The following is a 16,781-nucleotide window of genomic DNA, read 5'->3' on the forward strand; positions in this document are numbered from 1 at the left end:
GGGGGTGGGGGTCGGGGTCCGTTAGGGGCGGAGGCGGTGCTTGAGGCTGCTGAGCGTTGCTGTCGCTTGGCGCTTGGTCTCCAGGGCCTTGATCAGGGCCGTGTAGGCGCGCGGGTGGAGCGGCATGTCCCAGGCCGGGGAGACCTCGCTGATCTCCTTCTCGAACTTCGTCTTGAACTGCGTGAGCCCGGACAGGCCCGGGAAGCGCTCGGAGCCGGCGCCGGCAAGGTCGTAGGAGCGCACGCCCTCGGCGAGCAGCGTGCGGATGACCTCCCAGTGGAGCAAGTCCGCGGCGTAGGCCCCGCGCGCCTCGGAGTTCGACGCGCCCACCGAGTAGAGCGCGGCGCCGTCGTTGACGAGGACCAGCGCCCAGGCCAGGGCCCGGCCGTCGCGGCGGGTGACGAACACGCGGGCGTGCTCGGGGCCGAGGGTGGAGAGCATGTCGAGGTAGCGCCGGGCGGGGTGCGGGCCGAAGCCCTCGCGCTCCCCCGTCTCGACGAAGACGTCGTAGAGCTCGGCGAAGGCGGCCTCGTCCAGGCCGGTCTCCTCGCCCACCGTGAGCGACTCGTCCTTGAGGGCCTTGCGGATGGCGCGGCGGCCCTGCTGCTTCATCGCGGCGAAGACCTCGTCCTCGCTGCGGTCGAGGTCGACGACGACCGTGCGGTCGTAGGTGATGCCCTGCATGACCGGGCGCAGGTCCGGTGCCTCGTGGCGCGCGTGAAGGCGGACGAACACGAGGCGCGGGTCGAGGCGACGCAGCTGCTCCCCCAGCTCCCGGCGCAGCGCCGCCTCCCGCTCCGGGGTCGGCTCCACGAGCCACACCGGCCCGTTCTTCGCCCACAGGTACCGGAAGCCTCCCGGGCCACGGACCTCGACCAGGGTGACGACGGCGGCCGTGGCGCCGTCGTCGTCGTAGGCGAGCCGGCCCCAGTGGGAGCGGCCGGGGACGACGGCGTCGAAGTCGGCCCAGACGGGCGCCTGCTCGACGGGCAGCGGGGTGCCCGCGGCCAGGGCGGTGTAGGTGGTGTCGTCGACGGGGCGCAGGGTCACGCAGTCTCCTCCTCGCGGCTGATGACTCGGCGTGCGGCGGGCACCGCGCGACGGGCGGTCGCGACGGCACCCCGCTTGGCGGCCAGGGCCGTGGTCAGCGCGGTGTAGGTCCAGGGGCGGACGGGGACGTCCCAGGCCGGGGCGACCTCCGTGGGCTCGGGGTTGAACTTCGTCTTCATCGTCGTCAGCGCCTCGAGCGAGGGGGCGAGCTCCGAGCCGATGCCCATGAAGTCGAAGCGGCGGGCCCCCTCGTCGCGCAGGGTGCGGATGATGTGCCAGTACAGCTGGGTGGGGGCGTCGTGGACGCGGCCGGCGGCGGTGCTCGCGGCGTAGTAGGCGGTGGCGAGGCCGTCGTGGACGGTGACGATGACCCAGGCCTGGACCTCGCCGTCGTGCCGGCCGACGAACAGGCGCGCGTGCTGCGGGCCGAGGGCGTCGAGCATTGTCGTGTAGACGCTCATCGGGTGGACGCCGAAGCCGTCGCGCTCGGCGGTCTCGCGGAGCACCTCGTAGAACGGTGTGAAGTCCGCGGCGCCGGTCTCCTCGGTGCACTCGACGGGCTGCTCGCGCATGCCCTTGCGCAGGTCGCGGCGGCCGCGCTTCTTCATGCCGGCGAGCAGCTCGTCGTCGCTGCGCCCGTCGAGCTCGACGACGACGGTGCGGTCGTAGGTGACCGACTGGAGCAGCGGGTGGAGGTCCTCGGCGGGGTGGGCGGCGTGGAGGCGCACGAAGACGAGCCGCGGGTCGACGGCGCGCACACCGGTGACGAGCCGCTCGCGCAGGGCGCGCTCGAGCTCCGGCGTCGGCTCGGTGAGCCAGACCGGCCCGTGCTTGGCCCACAGGTAGTGGAAGCCGCGGCCGAGGTACTCCGAGAGGGCGACGACGGCGGCCGGCTCCTCGTCGACGAGGAAGGCGAAGCGCTTCCACGGCCGCCGTCCGGGGACGGCGCGGTCGTAGGCGTCCCAGGCGAGGGACTGCTCCACCGGGAGGTCGACGTCCGCCGTCATCGCGGCGAACTCGCCGTCGTCCAGCGGCACGAGCCTGATGCTGTGCTCCACCTCATCCCCTTTCACGTCGCCCCCCACCCTAGGTGTGGTCGGGGACGACGCACGGCAGGCGGGCCGTCTGCTTCAGGTGAGGTAGGCCTCCGCGAGCAGCTCGGTCGAGCGCAGCCGCTCCTCCACGGTGGGGCCCTGGTGGGCGACGATGATCTCGTCGGCGCCGGTCTGCTCGCCGAACTCGGTCACCTTGTCCCGCACGACGTCGGGCGTGCCGACGGCGCTGTAGGTCATCATCTGCGTGAGGTGGCGGCCCTGCGGCGAGGCGAGGAGCGCGTCGGCCTGCTCGTCGGTGTACTGGGTGCCCGGGCGCAGGAGGAGGGCGACGCGGCCGCGCATGACCTCCTGCTGCTGGCGCTCGGCGTCGGCCTGCTGGTCCGCAGCGACGACGTTGTAGGCGGCGATGACGTGCGGCTTGTCGAGCTGCGCGGACGGCTCGAACTCCCGCCGGTACAGCGCGATGGCCTCGTGCAGCGCGGCGGGCGCGAAGTGGGAGGCGAAGGCGTAGGGCAGGCCGAGCGTGGCGGCGAGCCCGGCGCCGAAGAGCGAGGAGCCGAGGATGTAGAGCGGGACGTCGGTGCCCTTGCCGGGGTAGGCGTCCACGCCCGGGATGCGCGACTGCCCGCGCAGGTAGCCCTGGAGCTCGAGGACGTCCTCCGGGAAGGTGTCCGCCGAGCTGTTGTCCCGGCGCAGGGCGCGCATGGTGTTCTGGTCGGTGCCCGGCGCGCGGCCCAGGCCCAGGTCGATGCGGCCCGGGTGGAGCGTCTCGAGGGTGCCGTACTGCTCGGCGATCGTCAGCGGCGAGTGGTTGGGGAGCATGACGCCGCCCGAGCCGAGCCGGATCGTCCTCGTGTGCGCGGCGACGTGCGCGATGAGCACGGACGTGGCCGAGGACGCGATGGCCGCCATGTTGTGGTGCTCGGCGTACCAGACCCGCGTGTAGCCCGTCTCCTCGGCCTTCTGCGCCAGCGCGACCGTCCCGGCGAGGGACTCGGCGACGGTCTGGCTGCGGCCCACGGTGGCGAGGTCGAGGATGGAGAGCGGGAGAGGCATCGGGCACCTTTCGTCGAGGGGTGGTCTACCGGGGTCCAACCCGGCCAGCCCGCTTCTATTCCGCGGTGACGTCCAGCACCCAGGCCTTGCCCGGGCGCGCGGGCGTACTCAGGCCGACGACGGTGAAGTCCCCCGCCAGCGCCTCGGCCAGCTGCTCGGGGGTGCGCGGGGTGGCGCCGGTGCGGCACAGGTGGCCGGCGACGAGCCCGCGCGTGTGCTTGGCCATGTGGCTTGCGCCCGGCACGCGGACCTGGACCCACTTCTCGGCCGCGGCGCCGCGCGGTGACCCGGCGGCCGCGTAGGTGGAGGAGCGGCAGTCGACGACGACGCCGTCCCCGGCCGCCGTCGTCAGCGTCGTGTCGAGGTGCTCGCGCCAGAACCGGGCGAGCGCGCCGGTGCCGGGCAGGGTGACGTTCATCGCGAGGCGGTAGGGCGCGACGCGGTCACCCATCCGCAGGGCGCCGTGGAGCGCGGAGACGACGAGGAGCCACCGGCCGGCCCGGCGGCGCGCGGCGGTGTCCATGCCGGCGAGGTCGAGGGCGTCGTAGAGGACGCCGGTGTACAGCTCGCGCACCGGCAGCGCGGGGGCGGTGTCGAGGCGGAGGTTGCCGGCCACCTCCTCGGCCAGGCTCGCACCAACACCGAGCGCCTCGAGGGCGTCCGGGCGGGCGCTGACGGCGGCGAGCTCGGCCGCGACCGTGCGGCGCGGTCCGACGAGCTCGCGGAAGCTCAGCTCGGCCGGGTCGGCCGCCTTGCCCCTGCTGCGGGTGGACTTGGACTCCGAGGGCGGCAGGACGATGAGCACCGGACAACTCTAGGTGACCCCATAGGCTGGCGGCCGTCATGGAGAACCCGCGCATCGACCTCGTCCTGCCGCACCTGCGCTGCCCGGTGTGCGCGGGCCCGCTCACGCGGACGGACCGGACCGCGCGCTGCGCCGAGGGCCACGGCTTCGACCTCGCCCGGCAGGGCTACCTCACCCTCCTGCCGGGCGGGAGCCGCGCCGGCCAGGGCGACACCGCCGACATGGTCGCCGCCCGCGAGGCCTTCCTCGGCCGCGGGCACTACGCGCCGATCGCCGACTCCCTCGCCCGGGCGGTCGGCACCGTCCCGGCAGCTGACGACGACGGCGCCGCACCCCTCGTCGTCGACCTTGCGGGGGGCACCGGCTACTACCTCGCTGCGGTGCTCGACGCGCTCCCTCGCGCCGTCGGGGTCGACGTCGAGCTCTCCCCCTACGCCGCCCGCCGCGCCGCCCGCGCCCACCCGCGCCTCGCGACTGTGCGCGCCGACGTCTGGCAGCGCCTGCCGCTCGCCACCGGCTCGGCCGCCGCGGTGCTCAGCGTCTTCGGGCCCCGCAACGCCTCGGAAATCGCTCGGGTGCTCGCGCCGGAGGGGCGGCTCGTCGTCGTCGCCCCGGCGCAGGACCACCTGGCCGAGATCATCGGGCCGCTCGAGATGATCGGCGTCGCGCCGGACAAGGCGGACCGGCTCGCCCGGCAGCTCGCGGACTTCGCCGTCGTCGAGGAGCGTGCGGTGCGGTACCGCGCGGCGATGTCCCGCGAGGACGTCACCCTCGAGGCCCTCATGGGCCCCAGCGCCCACCACGTCGACCGCGACGCGCTCGCCGCCGCCGTCGCGGCCCTGCCCGACGCCGTCGACGTCACCGTGTCCGTGACGGTGACGACCTACCGCCCCCTCCCCGCCGAGAGCTGAGTTGTTCCTCCCCGACGAGTAACAACTCAGCTGTCGGCGAAGGAGGGAGGGACGCGGGCGGGCGGGCTCAGAGCCCGGTGGGCGTGGGTTCCGGGTAGTGCTCCGTGAAGTCCCGCACGAGGTTGACCGTGGAGGCGGCGCGGTAGAAGGCGCGGCGCGGGTCCCGGTCGAGCGGATAGGCGAGCGGGTGGGTGAAGCGCCGCGTGCGGTGGATGCGCCCCACGCGCCGGCGCAGCTCGGGCTCGGTGAGGTAGCGGCGCACGAGCCGCCACGGCAGGTAGGAGTAGACCCCCACCTCCTGCTCGGGCCGGTACAGCGGCCCGGACATGGGAGCCGCACCGAGCTCGGCCGCGAAGTCGGCGACGACGGCGCGGGCCGGGTTGCGTCCAGCGACGTTCAGGTAGTAATTCGGCCGCCCGATACGAGGGTTGAGGTCCAGGAAGTGCGCGCGGCCGTCACGCGGGTCGACCTTGACGTCGAAGTTCGCGAAGCCGGTGAACCCGAGCTCACCGAGGATAGCCGCGGCCTGCGCCTCGATGTCCGGCTGCGCCTCGGTGAGGATGGTCGCCGAGTTCCCGATCATCGTCGGCGCGTGCAGCTGGAGGAGCAGCTGCCCCGACGCCATGAGCGTCACCTCACCGGAGCGGGCGACGTAGCAGGTGACGGTGCGGCCCTGGGTGTCGTCGCCGGGGATGAGCTCCTGGACGAGGACGACGTCGCGCAGCCCGGCCGCGGCGAGGCGCCGCAGGACTGCGTCGGCCTCCGCCTGGGTGGCGGCGCTGTAGACCTTGCGCTTGCCCTCGTAGGTCAGGAGGAGGTGCTCGGCGCTGACGGCCGGCTTGAGCACGACGGGGAAGGTGAGGTCGAGCCGCGGCGGTGCCCACCCGCCGTCGTCGGCGGCGGCGAGGTCGACGGCGCGGGTGGCCGGTGTCGCGACGCCGAGCCGCTCGCAGGCCGCTGCCAGCACCTCCTTGTCCCCCGCGGCGGTGAGCACCTCGTTGGACGCGTAGGGGATGACGTAGTGCTCCTCGAGGGCCGCGCGGTGGCGCACGAGCATCTCGACCTCGTGCTCGGCGTTGACGAGCAGCAGGAGCGGGGTGCCGGCGTGCTGCCGGGCGACGTCGACGAGGGCCGCGACGGTCTGCTCCTCGCTCGCACCCGCCCCGACGAGGACGTTGTCGAGGATGCGCGAGTGGTCGACCGGCCCGCGGGTCTGGTTGGACACGACGATCGAGCGGACGCCGTACGCCTCGTGGAACGAGCGGGCGATCGAGTACACGCCAAGGTCGGTGCCGAGCAGGACGGGACGGAAGCCGGCCACGGGCGCTCCTCCGGGGTTGGGCGGCGGGGGCCCGGTGAGTCTACCGGCGCGCCACGGCCGTGTTCGGGGTGAGCCGCCCTAGCCTGGGGGCGTGAACAGCGACGGTGCGCAGGTTCCGCCCGCATTCGAGGAGGCGCTCCTCAGCCTGCGCGGGCTCCGCCAGCGGCCCGAGGTGCGCCTGGAGGAGGTGCCCGCCCCCACGCGGATCGCCCCCTTCGCCCTGGCGCTCACCGCCGAGGTCAACCCGACGGCGGAGCCCGAGTCGCTCCTCGGCAGCGGCCGCTTCGTCGTGCTCCACGATCCCGAGGGGCAGAGCGCCTGGAACGGGACCTTCCGGGTCATCGCCATGACCCGCGCGCGGCTGGAGGACGAGCTCGGTGCCGACCCGCTCCTCGGTGAGGTCGGCTGGGCCTGGCTCACCGACGCCCTCGCCTCCGCCGGCGCCGGTTACCACTCGCTGTCCGGCACGGTCACCCGCGTGCTGTCGGAGAGCTTCGGCGGGCTCGTCCTGCGCGACCAGGACGTCGAGATCGAGGTGCGCGCGTCGTGGTCACCCAACACGACCGACCTCGGCCCCCACCTCATGGCCTGGACCCAGCTCGCCTCCTCCGCCAGCGGCCTCGAGCCGCTGCCCGACGGCGTCACCGCACTGACGCCATGCCGCTGAGGCGAGCGGCGTTCGTCACGGTTCCGGGTCCAAGCGCGTGCCTGTGGGGCCGACGGGCCGCGCCGGGCTTAGCGTGACCCCCATGACCGAGCCCGTCGACGTCCAGACGCCCCAGCTGGTCCCCGTCACCGCGCCACGCGAGGGCACCCCGCCCGTCATCACCACGCGTGAGGGCCTCGCCCGCGCCGCCAAGGCCCTGGCCGCGGGCAGCGGCCCGGTCGCCGCCGACGCCGAGCGTGCCTCGGGCTACCGCTACGGCCAGCGCACCTACCTCGTCCAGCTCCGGCGCGAGGGTGCCGGCACGCTCCTCATCGACCCCATCGCGACCGGTGAGCTCAGCGACATCGGAGGGGCGCTCGACGGCATCGAGTGGGTCCTGCACGCCGCCAACCAGGACCTTCCCGGTTTCCACGACCTCCGGATGTACCCCACCTCCCTCTTCGACACCGAGCTCGCCGCGCGGCTGCTCGGGCGCAGCAAGGTGGGCCTCGGCGCGATCATCGCCGAGGAGCTCGGCTACTCCCTGGCCAAGGAGCACTCCGCGGCCGACTGGTCCACCCGCCCGCTGCCGGAGGACTGGCTGCGCTACGCCGCCCTGGACGTGGAGTTTCTCGTCGAGCTGCGCGACCGGCTGGCCGCGGCGCTCGAGGAGGCCGGCAAGCTCGAGTGGGCCCGCCAGGAGTTCGAGGCCGTGCGCGTGGCACCGGATCCGTCCCCGCGCGTGGACCCGTGGCGGCGCACCTCGGGCATGCACGCCGTCCGCGGCGGCCAGGGCATCGCCGTCGTCCGTGAGCTGTGGCACGCGCGTGACGAGCTGGCTCGCACGCGCGACCGCTCCCCCGGCCGCGTGCTCCCCGACCGCGCCATCGTCGCCGCTGCGCTCGCCCTGCCCCGCAGCGAGCGGGCGCTCGTCGCGCTCCCCGAGTTCTCCGGCAAGGGCACGCGGCGCTCCAGCGGCTACTGGTGGTCCGCCGTCGAACGGGCGCTCGCGCTGCCCGCCTCGGAGCACCCGCCGCGCCGGCTGGCGTCGGCAACAGGCACCCCACCCCCGCCCCGCGCGTGGGCGGAGAAGGACCCGGCAGCGGCCGGGCGTCTCGACGCCGTCAAGGCCGCCGTCCGCGCCCTCGCCGAGGAGCACGACGTCCCGCAGGAGAATCTTCTGTCCCCCGCCGTCCAGCGCCAGATCGCCTGGACGCCGCCGGACGTCGCCGACGAGGCCTCGGTGCGCGGCGTGCTCGAGGCGCAGGGCGCCCGTCCGTGGCAGGTCGAGCTCGCGGCGGCGCCGCTGACCGAGGCGCTGCGCACCGCCTGACCCGCGGAGGGAGACGTCGGGCGAGGTACCCGGTACTGTCGGTCGTCGGTACCCATCACGAGGGAGTGACGATGACACCCACCACGACGATCAGCGTCGAGAACGTCTCGCTGGCCACCGGCACGCTCGCCCTGGTCACCATGGCCGGGACCGACGGCCGGCCCGCCACGCTCGGCCCGCGGAGCATTGCGGCCCTCGAGGAGGCGCTCACCGCCTGCGCCACCCGCGTGCACGACGGCGAGATCACCGCCGTCGCCCTCACCGGCACGCCGGGCTGCTTCGCGGCGGGCGCGGACCTGCGCGCCGTCGGTTCGATGGAGCGCGTCGAGGACGCCCGTGCGGTGGCCGAGGCCGGACACCGCATCGTCACCCTCCTGCGCGACCTCCCGAGCGTCGCGCTCCTCAGCGGCCTCGCGCTGGGCGGCGGCCTCGAGCTCGCCCTCGCCTGCCGCTACCGCGTGGCGGCCGCCGACGCCGCGCCGCTCGCACTGCCCGAGACGTCCCTCGGGCTCGTGCCCGGGTGGGGCGGGTGCTACCTCCTGCCGCGTCTCGTCGGCCCCGAGGCGGCGCTCCAGGTCATCCTCGACAACCCGGCACGCCAGCGGACGCTCGACGCGCAGCAGGCCCTGGACCTCGGGCTCGTCGACAGCGTCCAGCGCGGCGGGGAGGACTTCCGCGACGGGGCGCTGGCGTGGGTCACCGAGGTGCTCTCCGGCGCCATCGACCCGGTCCGCACCGACCACACCTCCGACGCCGCGGCCTGGGAGCAGGCGGTCGACGCGCGCCAGGGGTTCGTGGCCCGCCGCACCGAGGGCGGGGCGCCCGCACCGCAGCGGGCGCTGGAGCTCGTGGCCGCCGCCCGCACCGCCTCGCGCGCGGAGGGTTTCGCCGCCGAGGACCTCGCGCTCACCGAGCTCATCATGTCCGACCAGCTGCGCGCCGGTCTCTACGCCTTCGACCTCACGCGCAGCCGCGCCCGCCGGCCCGCCGGCGCGCCGTCCGAGGAGCTCGCGCGGCCGGTACGCCGGGTGGGACTCCTCGGGGCCGGGCTCATGGCGAGCCAGCTCGCCATCCTCCTCGCGCGCACGTTGCGGGTGCCCGTCGTCATGCGCGACCTCGACGACGAGCGCGCCGCCGCCGGCCTGCGCCACGTCCACGAGCAGGTGGCCCGGCTCGAGCGCTCGGGCCGGTTGGACGAGACGCGGGCGGAGGAGCTGCGGGCCCGAGTGACGGCCACCGCGGACCTGGCTGAGCTCGCTGGCTGCGACCTCGTGATCGAGGCCGTCTTCGAGGAGCTTGCCGTCAAGCAGCGGGTCTTCGCCGAGGTGGAGCCCGTGGTCGGACCGGACTGCGTCCTCGCGACGAACACCTCGGCCCTGTCCGTCACCGCGATGGCGGCCGACCTTGAGCACCCCGAGCGCGTCGTGGGGCTGCACTTCTTCAACCCGGTGGCGCAGATGCCGCTCGTGGAGGTCGTCCGGACCCCGCACACCTCCGAGGCCGCCTACGCAACCGCTTTCGCCGTCGTCGCCGGGGTCCGCAAGAGCGCGATCGCCTGCCAGGACGCGCCGGGCTTCGTCGTCAACCGGGTGCTCGTGCGGCTGCTCGGCGAGGTCCTCGGCGCCCTGGAGGAGGGCACGGAGGTGTCCGTGGCCGACCGCGCCCTGCGCCCGATGGGCCTGCCGATGGGGCCCTTCCAGCTCCTCCAGCTCGTGGGGCCCGCGGTGGCGATGCACGTGCTCGACGAGCTGCGCCACACCCTCGGGGATCGCTACCCCCACTCGCCGGGGCTCGAGCGGATGGTCGCCGACGGTGAGCGCTTCACGGTGGACGAGCGGCCGAACGCCGCCTCGGCCGTGCGCGAGAACCTCGACCGGTTCTTCGGCTCCCGGCCGCTGCCCGAGCCGCTGGACGCCGACGGCGTCCTCGAGCGCGTGCGCCGCGCCCTCGCCCAGGAGGTGCGTCTCCTCCTCGACGACGGCGTCGTGGCCGACGCCCGCGACGTCGACCTCGCCATGGTGCTCGGTGCCGGCTGGCCGCTCCACAACGGCGGCATCACCCCCTACCTGGACCGCACAGGCACAGCGGAAGCGGTGACAGGTCGCCGCTTCCTAGAGCCCGGGGTCGCCACCCTCCCTTAACCCCCACTGTCCGCATATGCGGGAAAAACACGGCCCTGGCCGCCGGGCGGCTGCGCTTTCCCCGCATATGCGACAAAGGGGTCAGTAGGTCGTCAGGCCTCTGCTTCGGAACTGGGCCCGGACCCTGTCCACCAGCTCCGACGACGGCGGCTCGGTGTTGCTCAGCTGGTAGGTGGCGCCGAGCCGTTCCCACTTGTCACGGCCCATCTGGTGGAAGGGCAGCACCTCCACGCGCGTCACGGTGGACAGGCTCGCGACGTAGTCGGCGACGGCCTCGACGTTGTCGTAACCGTCGGTGAGGCCGGGCACCAGGACGAAGCGCACCCAGATCTCCTTGCCGTGGGCGACGAGCGTGCGGCCGAAGTCGAGCGTGGGCTGGAGCTCGCGTCCCGTCGTCGCCCGGTAGACGTCGGGCAGGCCGGACTTGACGTCGAGGAGGACGAGGTCGAGGGCGTCCAGCAGCCGGGTGCTCGCGTAGGAGCCGAGGAAGCCGGAGCTGTCGATCGTCGTGTGCACGCCCATCGCCCGGGCTCCCTCGAGGAGCCGGGTGAGGAAGGCCGGCTGCATGAGCGGCTCCCCGCCGGAGACGGTGAGACCGCCGCCGGTGGCCTTGAAGACGGGCACGTAGCGCTTGACCCGGCGCAGCAGCTCGTCGACCCGCACGGCCTCGCCATCACGCATGCGCAGCGTGTCGGGGTTGTGGCAGTAGAGGCAGCGCAGCGGGCAGCCGGCGAGGAAGACGGTGAGCCGGGTGCCGGGGCCGTCGACCGCCGTGACGAGCTCCCAGGAGTGGACCGAGCCGATGTCGCCGGCGCGGACGGCGGCGAGGTGCTCGCTGCGGTCCATCTCCTCCACCGACGCGAGGCCGGCGGTGCCGGCCGAGCGCCGCAGCCGGGGCACGGCGTCCTCGGGGACGGCCACGTACTCGCCGTTGATGCCGTCGGGGGCGACGACGCCGCTGACGCGCGTCTGCTCCTGGCTCATCGGTTCCCTCCCCTGACGACGACGGAGTGGTGGGCTCCCGGCCCGCTCGGGTGGCGGGCCGGGAGCCGGCGGTCAGACCTGTCCGTGGAAGGTCCGCGAGATGACGTCGAGCTGCTGCTCGCGGGTGAGCCGCACGAAGTTCACCGCGTAGCCGGAGACCCGGATGGTGAGCTGCGGGTACTTCTCCGGGTGCTCCATCGCCTCGTAGAGGGTGTCGCGATTGAGGACGTTGACGTTCATGTGGAAGCCCTGGGAGCCCATGTAGGCGTCGAGGAGGCCGACGAGGTTACCCACCTGCTCGTCCTTGGTACGCCCCAGGCCGGAGGGCACCACGGTGTTGGTCAGCGAGATGCCGTCCTGCGCCTCGGCGTAGGGCAGCTTGGCCACCGACAGCGCCGAGGCGAGCATGCCGTGGGTGTCGCGCCCGTTCATCGGGTTGGCGCCGGGGGCGAAGGACTCCCCCGCGCGACGGCCGTCGGGGGTGTTGCCGGTGTGCTTGCCGTAGACGACGTTCGAGGTGATCGTCAGCACCGACTGGGTGTGCACGGCGTCCCGGTAGGTGGGCTGGCGGCGGATCTTCTCCATGAAGCGCTCGACGAGCATGACGGCGATGTCGTCGACGCGGTCGTCGTCGTTGCCGAAGGTCGGGAAGTCGCCCTCGACCGCGAAGTCCACGACGAGGCCGTCCTCGCGGCGCACCGGGCGCACGGTCGCGTACCGGATCGCCGAGAGCGAGTCGGCGGCGACGGACAGGCCGGCGATGCCGCAGGCCATCGTCCGCAGGACGTCGCGGTCGTGCAGCGCCATCTCCAGGCGCTCGTAGGCGTACTTGTCGTGCATGTAGTGGATGCAGTTGAGCGCGTCGACGTAGGTGGCGGCCAGCCAGTCGAGCAGGACGTCGTAGCGACCCAGCACGTCGTCGTAGCCGAGGACGTCGCCGCTCACCGGCTCGGTGACGGGAGCGATCTGCTTGCCGCTGATCTCGTCACGGCCGCCGTTGATCGCGTAGAGCAGCGCCTTGGCGATGTTGACGCGCGCCCCGAAGAACTGCATCTGCTTGCCGATCCCCATCGCCGAGACGCAGCAGGCGATACCGGCGTCGTCACCGCACTGGGAGCGGATGAGCGAGTCGGACTCGTACTGGATCGCCGAGGTGTCGATGGAGACCTGCGCGCAGAAGCGCTTGAAGCCCTCCGGCAGGTCCTCGCTCCACAGCACGGTGAGGTTGGGCTCGGGCGCGGGGCCCAGGTTGTACAGGGTCTGGAGCATCCGGAAGGAGTTCTTCGTCACGAGGTGGCGCCCGTCGTCCCCGACGCCGCCGATCGACTCGGTCACCCACGTCGGGTCACCGGAGAAGAGCTCGTCGTACTCGGGGGTGCGCAGGAAGCGCACGATGCGCAGCTTGATGACGAAGTCGTCGATGATCTCCTGGGCCTCGGCCTCGGTGAGCACGCCGGCGGCGACGTCCCGCTCGAGGAAGATGTCGAGGAAGGTCGAGGTGCGGCCAAGCGACATGGCCGCGCCGTTCTGCTCCTTCACCGCGCCGAGGTAGGCGAAGTACAGCCACTGGACGGCCTCGCGGCCGGTGCGGGCTGGGCCGGAGATGTCGTAGCCGTACGAGGCGGCCATCTCCTTGAGCTCCTGGAGCGCGCGGATCTGCTCGCTGTTCTCCTCGCGGTCGCGGATGACGTCCTCGACCGAGCGCTGGGTGTCGAGGAGGGCGCGGTCGGCCTTCTTCGCCTCGATGAGGGCGTCGACGCCGTAGAGCGCCACGCGGCGGTAGTCGCCGATGATGCGGCCGCGGCCGTAGGCGTCGGGCAGGCCCGTGACGATGTGGGCGCTGCGGGCCCGGCGCACGTCGGGCGGGTAGACGTCGAAGACGCCCTGGTTGTGGGTCTTGCGGTAGGTCGTGAAGATCGTCTCGAGCGTCGGGTCGACCTCGTAGCCGTAGGTCTCCAGCGAGGTTGCCACCATGCGCCATCCGCCGTAGGGCATGATCGCGCGCTTGAGCGGGGCGTCGGTCTGCAGGCCGACGATGACCTCGCGGTCCTCGTCGATGTAGCCGGGCGCGTGGGCGGTGATCGTCGACGGCGTCGTCGCGTCGACGTCGTACACGCCCTTCTCGCGCTCCTCGGGGAACATCGCCGACAGGGTGTTCCACACGTGCGTCGTGCGCTCGGTGGGTCCGGCGAGGAACGAGCTGTCGCCGTCGTAGGCGGTGTAGTTGCGCTGGATGAAGTCGCGGACGTCGACGCTCTCCTGCCACGGGCCGGGTGTGAAGCCCTGCCAGGCGTCCCCGGTCTGCTGCGCCGTGTGGATCGTGGTCGTAGCCATTGCTGTCTCCCTCTCCTCCCCGGCGGGTGCCGGTAGGACCACCGTACGAACCGGACGGGCCGCGGCCGTGGGACCTAGGCCCGAGTACCCACGTAAGCCCCCTCACACGACGCTACCCGGGTGTGACGGGGCACACCCTCAGGGTCGGGTGTCGCGCTCCACGGGCCGGTCGAGCGACTGCTCGGCGGCGGAGGTGAGGGCCGCGACGGCGCCGGCCGCCTGCCGGGCGACGTCCTGCGCCTGGAGGTGGTACTGCTCGACGATTTGCGGCCGGGTGGCGTGGTCGAGGAACTCGTGCGGCAGGCCGTGAGTCTGCACGGGGACGGCGTGGCCGGACTGTGCCATGGCGTCGCGCACGGCGCTGCCCACCCCGCCGGTGCCCAGACCGTCCTCGACGACGACGACGAGGTCGTGCTTGGCGGCGAGGTCCACGAGGTCCTCGCTCACCGGGAGCACCCAGCGCGGGTCGACGACGGTGGAGCCGATGCCCTGCGCGCCCAGCGCTGCGGCGGCGGCAACGGCGGTGTGCGCCATGACCCCGACGCCGACGAGAAGCACCCGGGCGCCGCCGTCCCCGGCGGTCCGGACGAGGACGTCGACGTCGCCCTCGCGGCCGATCGCGGGCAGCGCCTCGGGCAGGGCGCCCTTGGGGTAGCGGACGACGGTCGGGGCGTCGTCGACGTCCACGGCCTCGCGCAGCTCGGCGCGCAGGGTCTCCTCGTCGCGAGGCGCGGCCAGGCGCAGGCGCGGGACGGTGCGCAGCAGCGCGAGGTCCCACATGCCGTTGTGGCTGGCGCCGTCGTCGCCGGTGATGCCGGCACGGTCCAGGACGATGGTGACGCCCGCGCGGTGGAGCGCGACGTCCATGAGGAGCTGGTCGTAGGCGCGGTTGAGGAAGGTCGCGTAGAGCGCGACCACGGGGTGCAGCCCGGCGAAGGCCATGCCGGCCGCGGAGGTGAGCGCGTGCTGCTCGGCGATGCCGACGTCGATGACGCGCTCGGGGAACTCCTCGGCAAACGGGGCGAGCCCCACGGGGGCGAGCATCGCGGCGGTGACGGCGACGACGTCGCTGCGCTTGCGGGCGATCTCGACGATCTCCTCGGCGAAGACGGAGGTCCAGCCGAAGCGCGAGGGGGCGACGGGCAGCCCGGTCTCGGGATGGATGACGCCGACGGCGTGGAAGCGGTCGGCGACGTCCTCCATGGCAGGGGTGTAGCCGCGGCCCTTCTCGGTGATCGCGTGGACGATGACGGGGCTGCCGAAGGCCTTGGCGCGGCGCAGCGCGAACTCCATGGCGGCGAGGTCGTGGCCGTCGACCGGGCCGATGTACTTCATGCCCAGGTCCTCGAACATGCCCTGCGGCGCGATGACGTCCTTGACGCCCTTCTTGAAACCGTGGAGGGCGTCGTAGGTCATCCGCCCGGGTGGGCCGCTGCGCTGCAGCGCGCGCTTGCCCCAGCCGAGGACCTTCTCGTACCCGCGCGCGGTGCGTAGCGCGTCGAGGTGGTGCGCGAAGCCGCCGATCGTGGGCGCGTAGGAGCGACCGTTGTCGTTGACGATGATGACGAGGCGCCGGTCCTGCGCCTCGGTGATGTTGTTCAGCGCCTCCCACGCCATGCCGCCGGTGAGGGCACCGTCACCGATGACGGCGACGACGTGCCGGTCCTTCTGGCCGGTGACCTCGTGGGCGCGGGCGATCCCGTCGGCCCACGAGAGCGCGGTGGAGGCGTGGGAGTTCTCGACGATGTCGTGCTCGGACTCGGTGCGGCTCGGGTACCCGGACAGGCCGTCACGCTTGCGCAGGTCGGCGAAGTCCTGCCGCCCGGTGAGGAGCTTGTGGACGTAGGACTGGTGGCCGGTGTCGAAGACCACGCGGTCGCGTGGGGACTCGAACACCCGGTGGATCGCCAGCGTGAGCTCGACGACGCCGAGGTTGGGCCCCAGGTGCCCGCCCGTCTTGGAGACCGAGTCGACGAGGAAGTCGCGGAGCTCCTTGGCCAGCACCTCGAGCTCGGGGCTGGTCAGGGAGCGCAGGTCCGCGGGCCGGCGGATGCGTCCGAGCAGACTCATCGCTCCCCTTCCAGATCGGTGACAGCACGCTGGATCACCCTACGTCGACGCACCCGGCCGCGCCCACTTCCCCGCCGACGCCTCCTGTGTCGTCCCCGACACCCCAATCGCCGACACCTCAGGTGTGCCGCCCCTTCTCGCCGACAGCTCACTTGCTACGGCCCACCCTCGCCGACAGCTCACTTGCTACGGCCCACCCTCGCCGACAGCTCACTTGCTACCGGCGCCGTTCGCCGACAGCGCGCGTGTTCCGCCTCGAGTGCAGCCGCCACCGCTGCGCGGTGCCTCCGTGTGGCGCCACGGCGCCGCCCTTCCCTCGCCGACACCCCGCGGTCGGGCACTACGGTGTGCTGAACGTCGCACACCCCAGGAGGCGCACCGATGCGAGGCGACTACGGCACACCCGAGTTCGACTGGTCGATCCTCGAGGTACCGACACCGAAGGCGATGGCGCTCGGCCAGCTCGGCTTCTCCTGGCTCGAGCTCGCCGGCCGGCTCACCACCGTGACGCAGGAGGAGTTCGCCTGGGAGCCGCGCCCCCGAGCGCTCAACGTCGTGCGCCGAGGGGAGGAACGCACACCGCGCACGCTCGGGACCGGCGAGTGGGTGGCCGAGTGGCCGGCAGGGCCGGACGAGCCCGGCGCGCGGACGATTGCCTGGCTCGTCGCCCACCTCACCGAGACGTACCTCGAGCGGTGGGAGTGGACCTTCGGTGAGCGGCAGCGGCGCCGGCAGGACGCCGTCGTCCACGGGGGCGTCGACGAGGCCCGCGAGGAGCTCGCCCGCCGGGTGGACGCCTGGCGCACGGGCGTCGAGTCGGTGCCGGACGCGGACTTCATGACGGTGGGGCTGAGCCAGGCGACGGAGATCGACGCAGCGGCGCCGTTCGGCCACCTCGTCCTGCATCTCAACCGTGAGCTCATCCACCACGGCTCGGAGATCTTCGTCCTCACCGACCTCTACCGCTCGACCGCCTCGTAGTCAGTAACAACTCAGCGCTCGCGCTGAGGGAGCGCTCGGCGGCGCAACGGGACGGGCCCCGGTCTGTCGACCGGGGCCCGTCCGTACGCGTGGG

Annotated in this window: 13 protein-coding genes; 5 read left to right on the forward strand and 8 right to left on the reverse strand. The window is 73.2% G+C overall.

The features are described 5' to 3' along the window. Positions 1–21 precede the first annotated feature (21 nt). The 4 genes from M3148_RS03790 to M3148_RS03805 form a co-directional block, all read right to left on the reverse strand. Positions 22–1,050, reverse strand: coding sequence for a lipid II:glycine glycyltransferase FemX (locus M3148_RS03790; RefSeq protein WP_251303298.1), 1,029 nt, complete (start codon positions 1,048–1,050; stop codon positions 22–24). Next, positions 1,047–2,108: a lipid II:glycine glycyltransferase FemX gene (locus M3148_RS03795; RefSeq protein ID WP_251303299.1), complete on the reverse strand. Its 1,062-nt coding sequence runs from the start codon at positions 2,106–2,108 to the stop codon at positions 1,047–1,049. The genes M3148_RS03790 and M3148_RS03795 overlap by 4 nt, the downstream gene beginning before the upstream one ends. A 72-nt stretch (positions 2,109–2,180) precedes the next feature. Next, positions 2,181–3,161: an LLM class flavin-dependent oxidoreductase gene (locus M3148_RS03800; RefSeq protein WP_251303300.1), complete on the reverse strand. Its 981-nt coding sequence runs from the start codon at positions 3,159–3,161 to the stop codon at positions 2,181–2,183. 55 nt (positions 3,162–3,216) lie between these two features. After that, positions 3,217–3,966 carry a YaaA family protein gene (locus M3148_RS03805; RefSeq protein ID WP_251303301.1) on the reverse strand — a complete coding sequence of 250 codons (750 nt, stop codon included), beginning with the start codon at positions 3,964–3,966 and terminating at the stop codon, positions 3,217–3,219. A gap of 38 nt (positions 3,967–4,004) precedes the next feature. Here M3148_RS03805 and M3148_RS03810 point away from each other — a divergent pair, with 38 nt between their 5' ends. Beyond that, the gene (locus M3148_RS03810; protein ID WP_251303302.1) at positions 4,005–4,877 is read left to right on the forward strand and encodes a putative RNA methyltransferase; all 873 of its coding nucleotides are present in this window, start codon (positions 4,005–4,007) and stop codon (positions 4,875–4,877) included. A 67-nt stretch (positions 4,878–4,944) separates the two neighbouring features. Here M3148_RS03810 and M3148_RS03815 read toward each other — a convergent pair whose 3' ends face one another. Further along, positions 4,945–6,198: a carboxylate--amine ligase gene (locus tag M3148_RS03815; RefSeq protein ID WP_251303303.1), complete on the reverse strand. Its 1,254-nt coding sequence runs from the start codon at positions 6,196–6,198 to the stop codon at positions 4,945–4,947. Between the two features lie 91 nt (positions 6,199–6,289). Between M3148_RS03815 and M3148_RS03820 the strand changes: the two genes are divergently transcribed. The 3 genes from M3148_RS03820 (at position 6,290) to M3148_RS03830 (ending at position 10,318) form a co-directional block, all read left to right on the forward strand. Beyond that, positions 6,290–6,865 carry a DUF3000 domain-containing protein gene (locus M3148_RS03820; protein ID WP_251303304.1) on the forward strand — a complete coding sequence of 192 codons (576 nt, stop codon included), beginning with the start codon at positions 6,290–6,292 and terminating at the stop codon, positions 6,863–6,865. Between the two features lie 82 nt (positions 6,866–6,947). Further along, positions 6,948–8,177, forward strand: a complete 1,230-nt coding sequence (locus M3148_RS03825) for an HRDC domain-containing protein (protein WP_251303305.1) — start codon at positions 6,948–6,950, stop codon at positions 8,175–8,177. 71 nt (positions 8,178–8,248) lie between these two features. Beyond that, the gene (locus tag M3148_RS03830; protein ID WP_251303306.1) at positions 8,249–10,318 is read left to right on the forward strand and encodes a 3-hydroxyacyl-CoA dehydrogenase NAD-binding domain-containing protein; all 2,070 of its coding nucleotides are present in this window, start codon (positions 8,249–8,251) and stop codon (positions 10,316–10,318) included. A gap of 81 nt (positions 10,319–10,399) precedes the next feature. On the opposite strand, the gene pflA is transcribed toward M3148_RS03830, so the two are convergent. The 3 genes from pflA to dxs all read right to left on the reverse strand — a co-directional run bounded on the left by pflA (position 10,400) and on the right by dxs (position 15,706). Then, complete coding sequence (pflA, locus tag M3148_RS03835; protein WP_440136896.1) at positions 10,400–11,302, reverse strand: pyruvate formate-lyase-activating protein; 903 nt, start codon at positions 11,300–11,302, stop codon at positions 10,400–10,402. Positions 11,303–11,374: 72 nt separating this feature from the next. Then, positions 11,375–13,636: a formate C-acetyltransferase gene (pflB, locus tag M3148_RS03840; protein ID WP_251303307.1), complete on the reverse strand. Its 2,262-nt coding sequence runs from the start codon at positions 13,634–13,636 to the stop codon at positions 11,375–11,377. A gap of 138 nt (positions 13,637–13,774) precedes the next feature. Then, positions 13,775–15,706, reverse strand: a complete 1,932-nt coding sequence (dxs, locus tag M3148_RS03845; RefSeq protein ID WP_251303308.1) for a 1-deoxy-D-xylulose-5-phosphate synthase — start codon at positions 15,704–15,706, stop codon at positions 13,775–13,777. 381 nt (positions 15,707–16,087) lie between these two features. Between dxs and M3148_RS03850 the strand changes: the two genes are divergently transcribed. Next, positions 16,088–16,687 carry a DinB family protein gene (locus M3148_RS03850; RefSeq protein ID WP_251303309.1) on the forward strand — a complete coding sequence of 200 codons (600 nt, stop codon included), beginning with the start codon at positions 16,088–16,090 and terminating at the stop codon, positions 16,685–16,687. Positions 16,688–16,781 lie beyond the last annotated feature (94 nt).

The organism is Georgenia satyanarayanai, from assembly GCF_023715365.1.
GTDB classification, from domain to species: domain Bacteria; phylum Actinomycetota; class Actinomycetes; order Actinomycetales; family Actinomycetaceae; genus Oceanitalea; species Oceanitalea satyanarayanai_B.

What these genes read in the sequence shown, in the direction of transcription:
- M3148_RS03800 (WP_251303300.1), bottom strand. Translation starts at nt 3,161, where the DNA reads ATGCCTCTCCCGCTCTCCATCCTCGACCTCGCCACCGTGGGCCGCAGC.
- dxs (WP_251303308.1), bottom strand. Translation starts at nt 15,706, where the DNA reads ATGAGTCTGCTCGGACGCATCCGCCGGCCCGCGGACCTGCGCTCCCTG.
- M3148_RS03850 (WP_251303309.1), top strand. Translation starts at nt 16,088, where the DNA reads ATGCGAGGCGACTACGGCACACCCGAGTTCGACTGGTCGATCCTCGAG.
- M3148_RS03810 (WP_251303302.1), top strand. Translation starts at nt 4,005, where the DNA reads ATGGAGAACCCGCGCATCGACCTCGTCCTGCCGCACCTGCGCTGCCCG.
- M3148_RS03825 (WP_251303305.1), top strand. Translation starts at nt 6,948, where the DNA reads ATGACCGAGCCCGTCGACGTCCAGACGCCCCAGCTGGTCCCCGTCACC.
- pflB (WP_251303307.1), bottom strand. Translation starts at nt 13,636, where the DNA reads ATGGCTACGACCACGATCCACACGGCGCAGCAGACCGGGGACGCCTGG.
- pflA (WP_440136896.1), bottom strand. Translation starts at nt 11,302, where the DNA reads ATGAGCCAGGAGCAGACGCGCGTCAGCGGCGTCGTCGCCCCCGACGGC.
- M3148_RS03830 (WP_251303306.1), top strand. Translation starts at nt 8,249, where the DNA reads ATGACACCCACCACGACGATCAGCGTCGAGAACGTCTCGCTGGCCACC.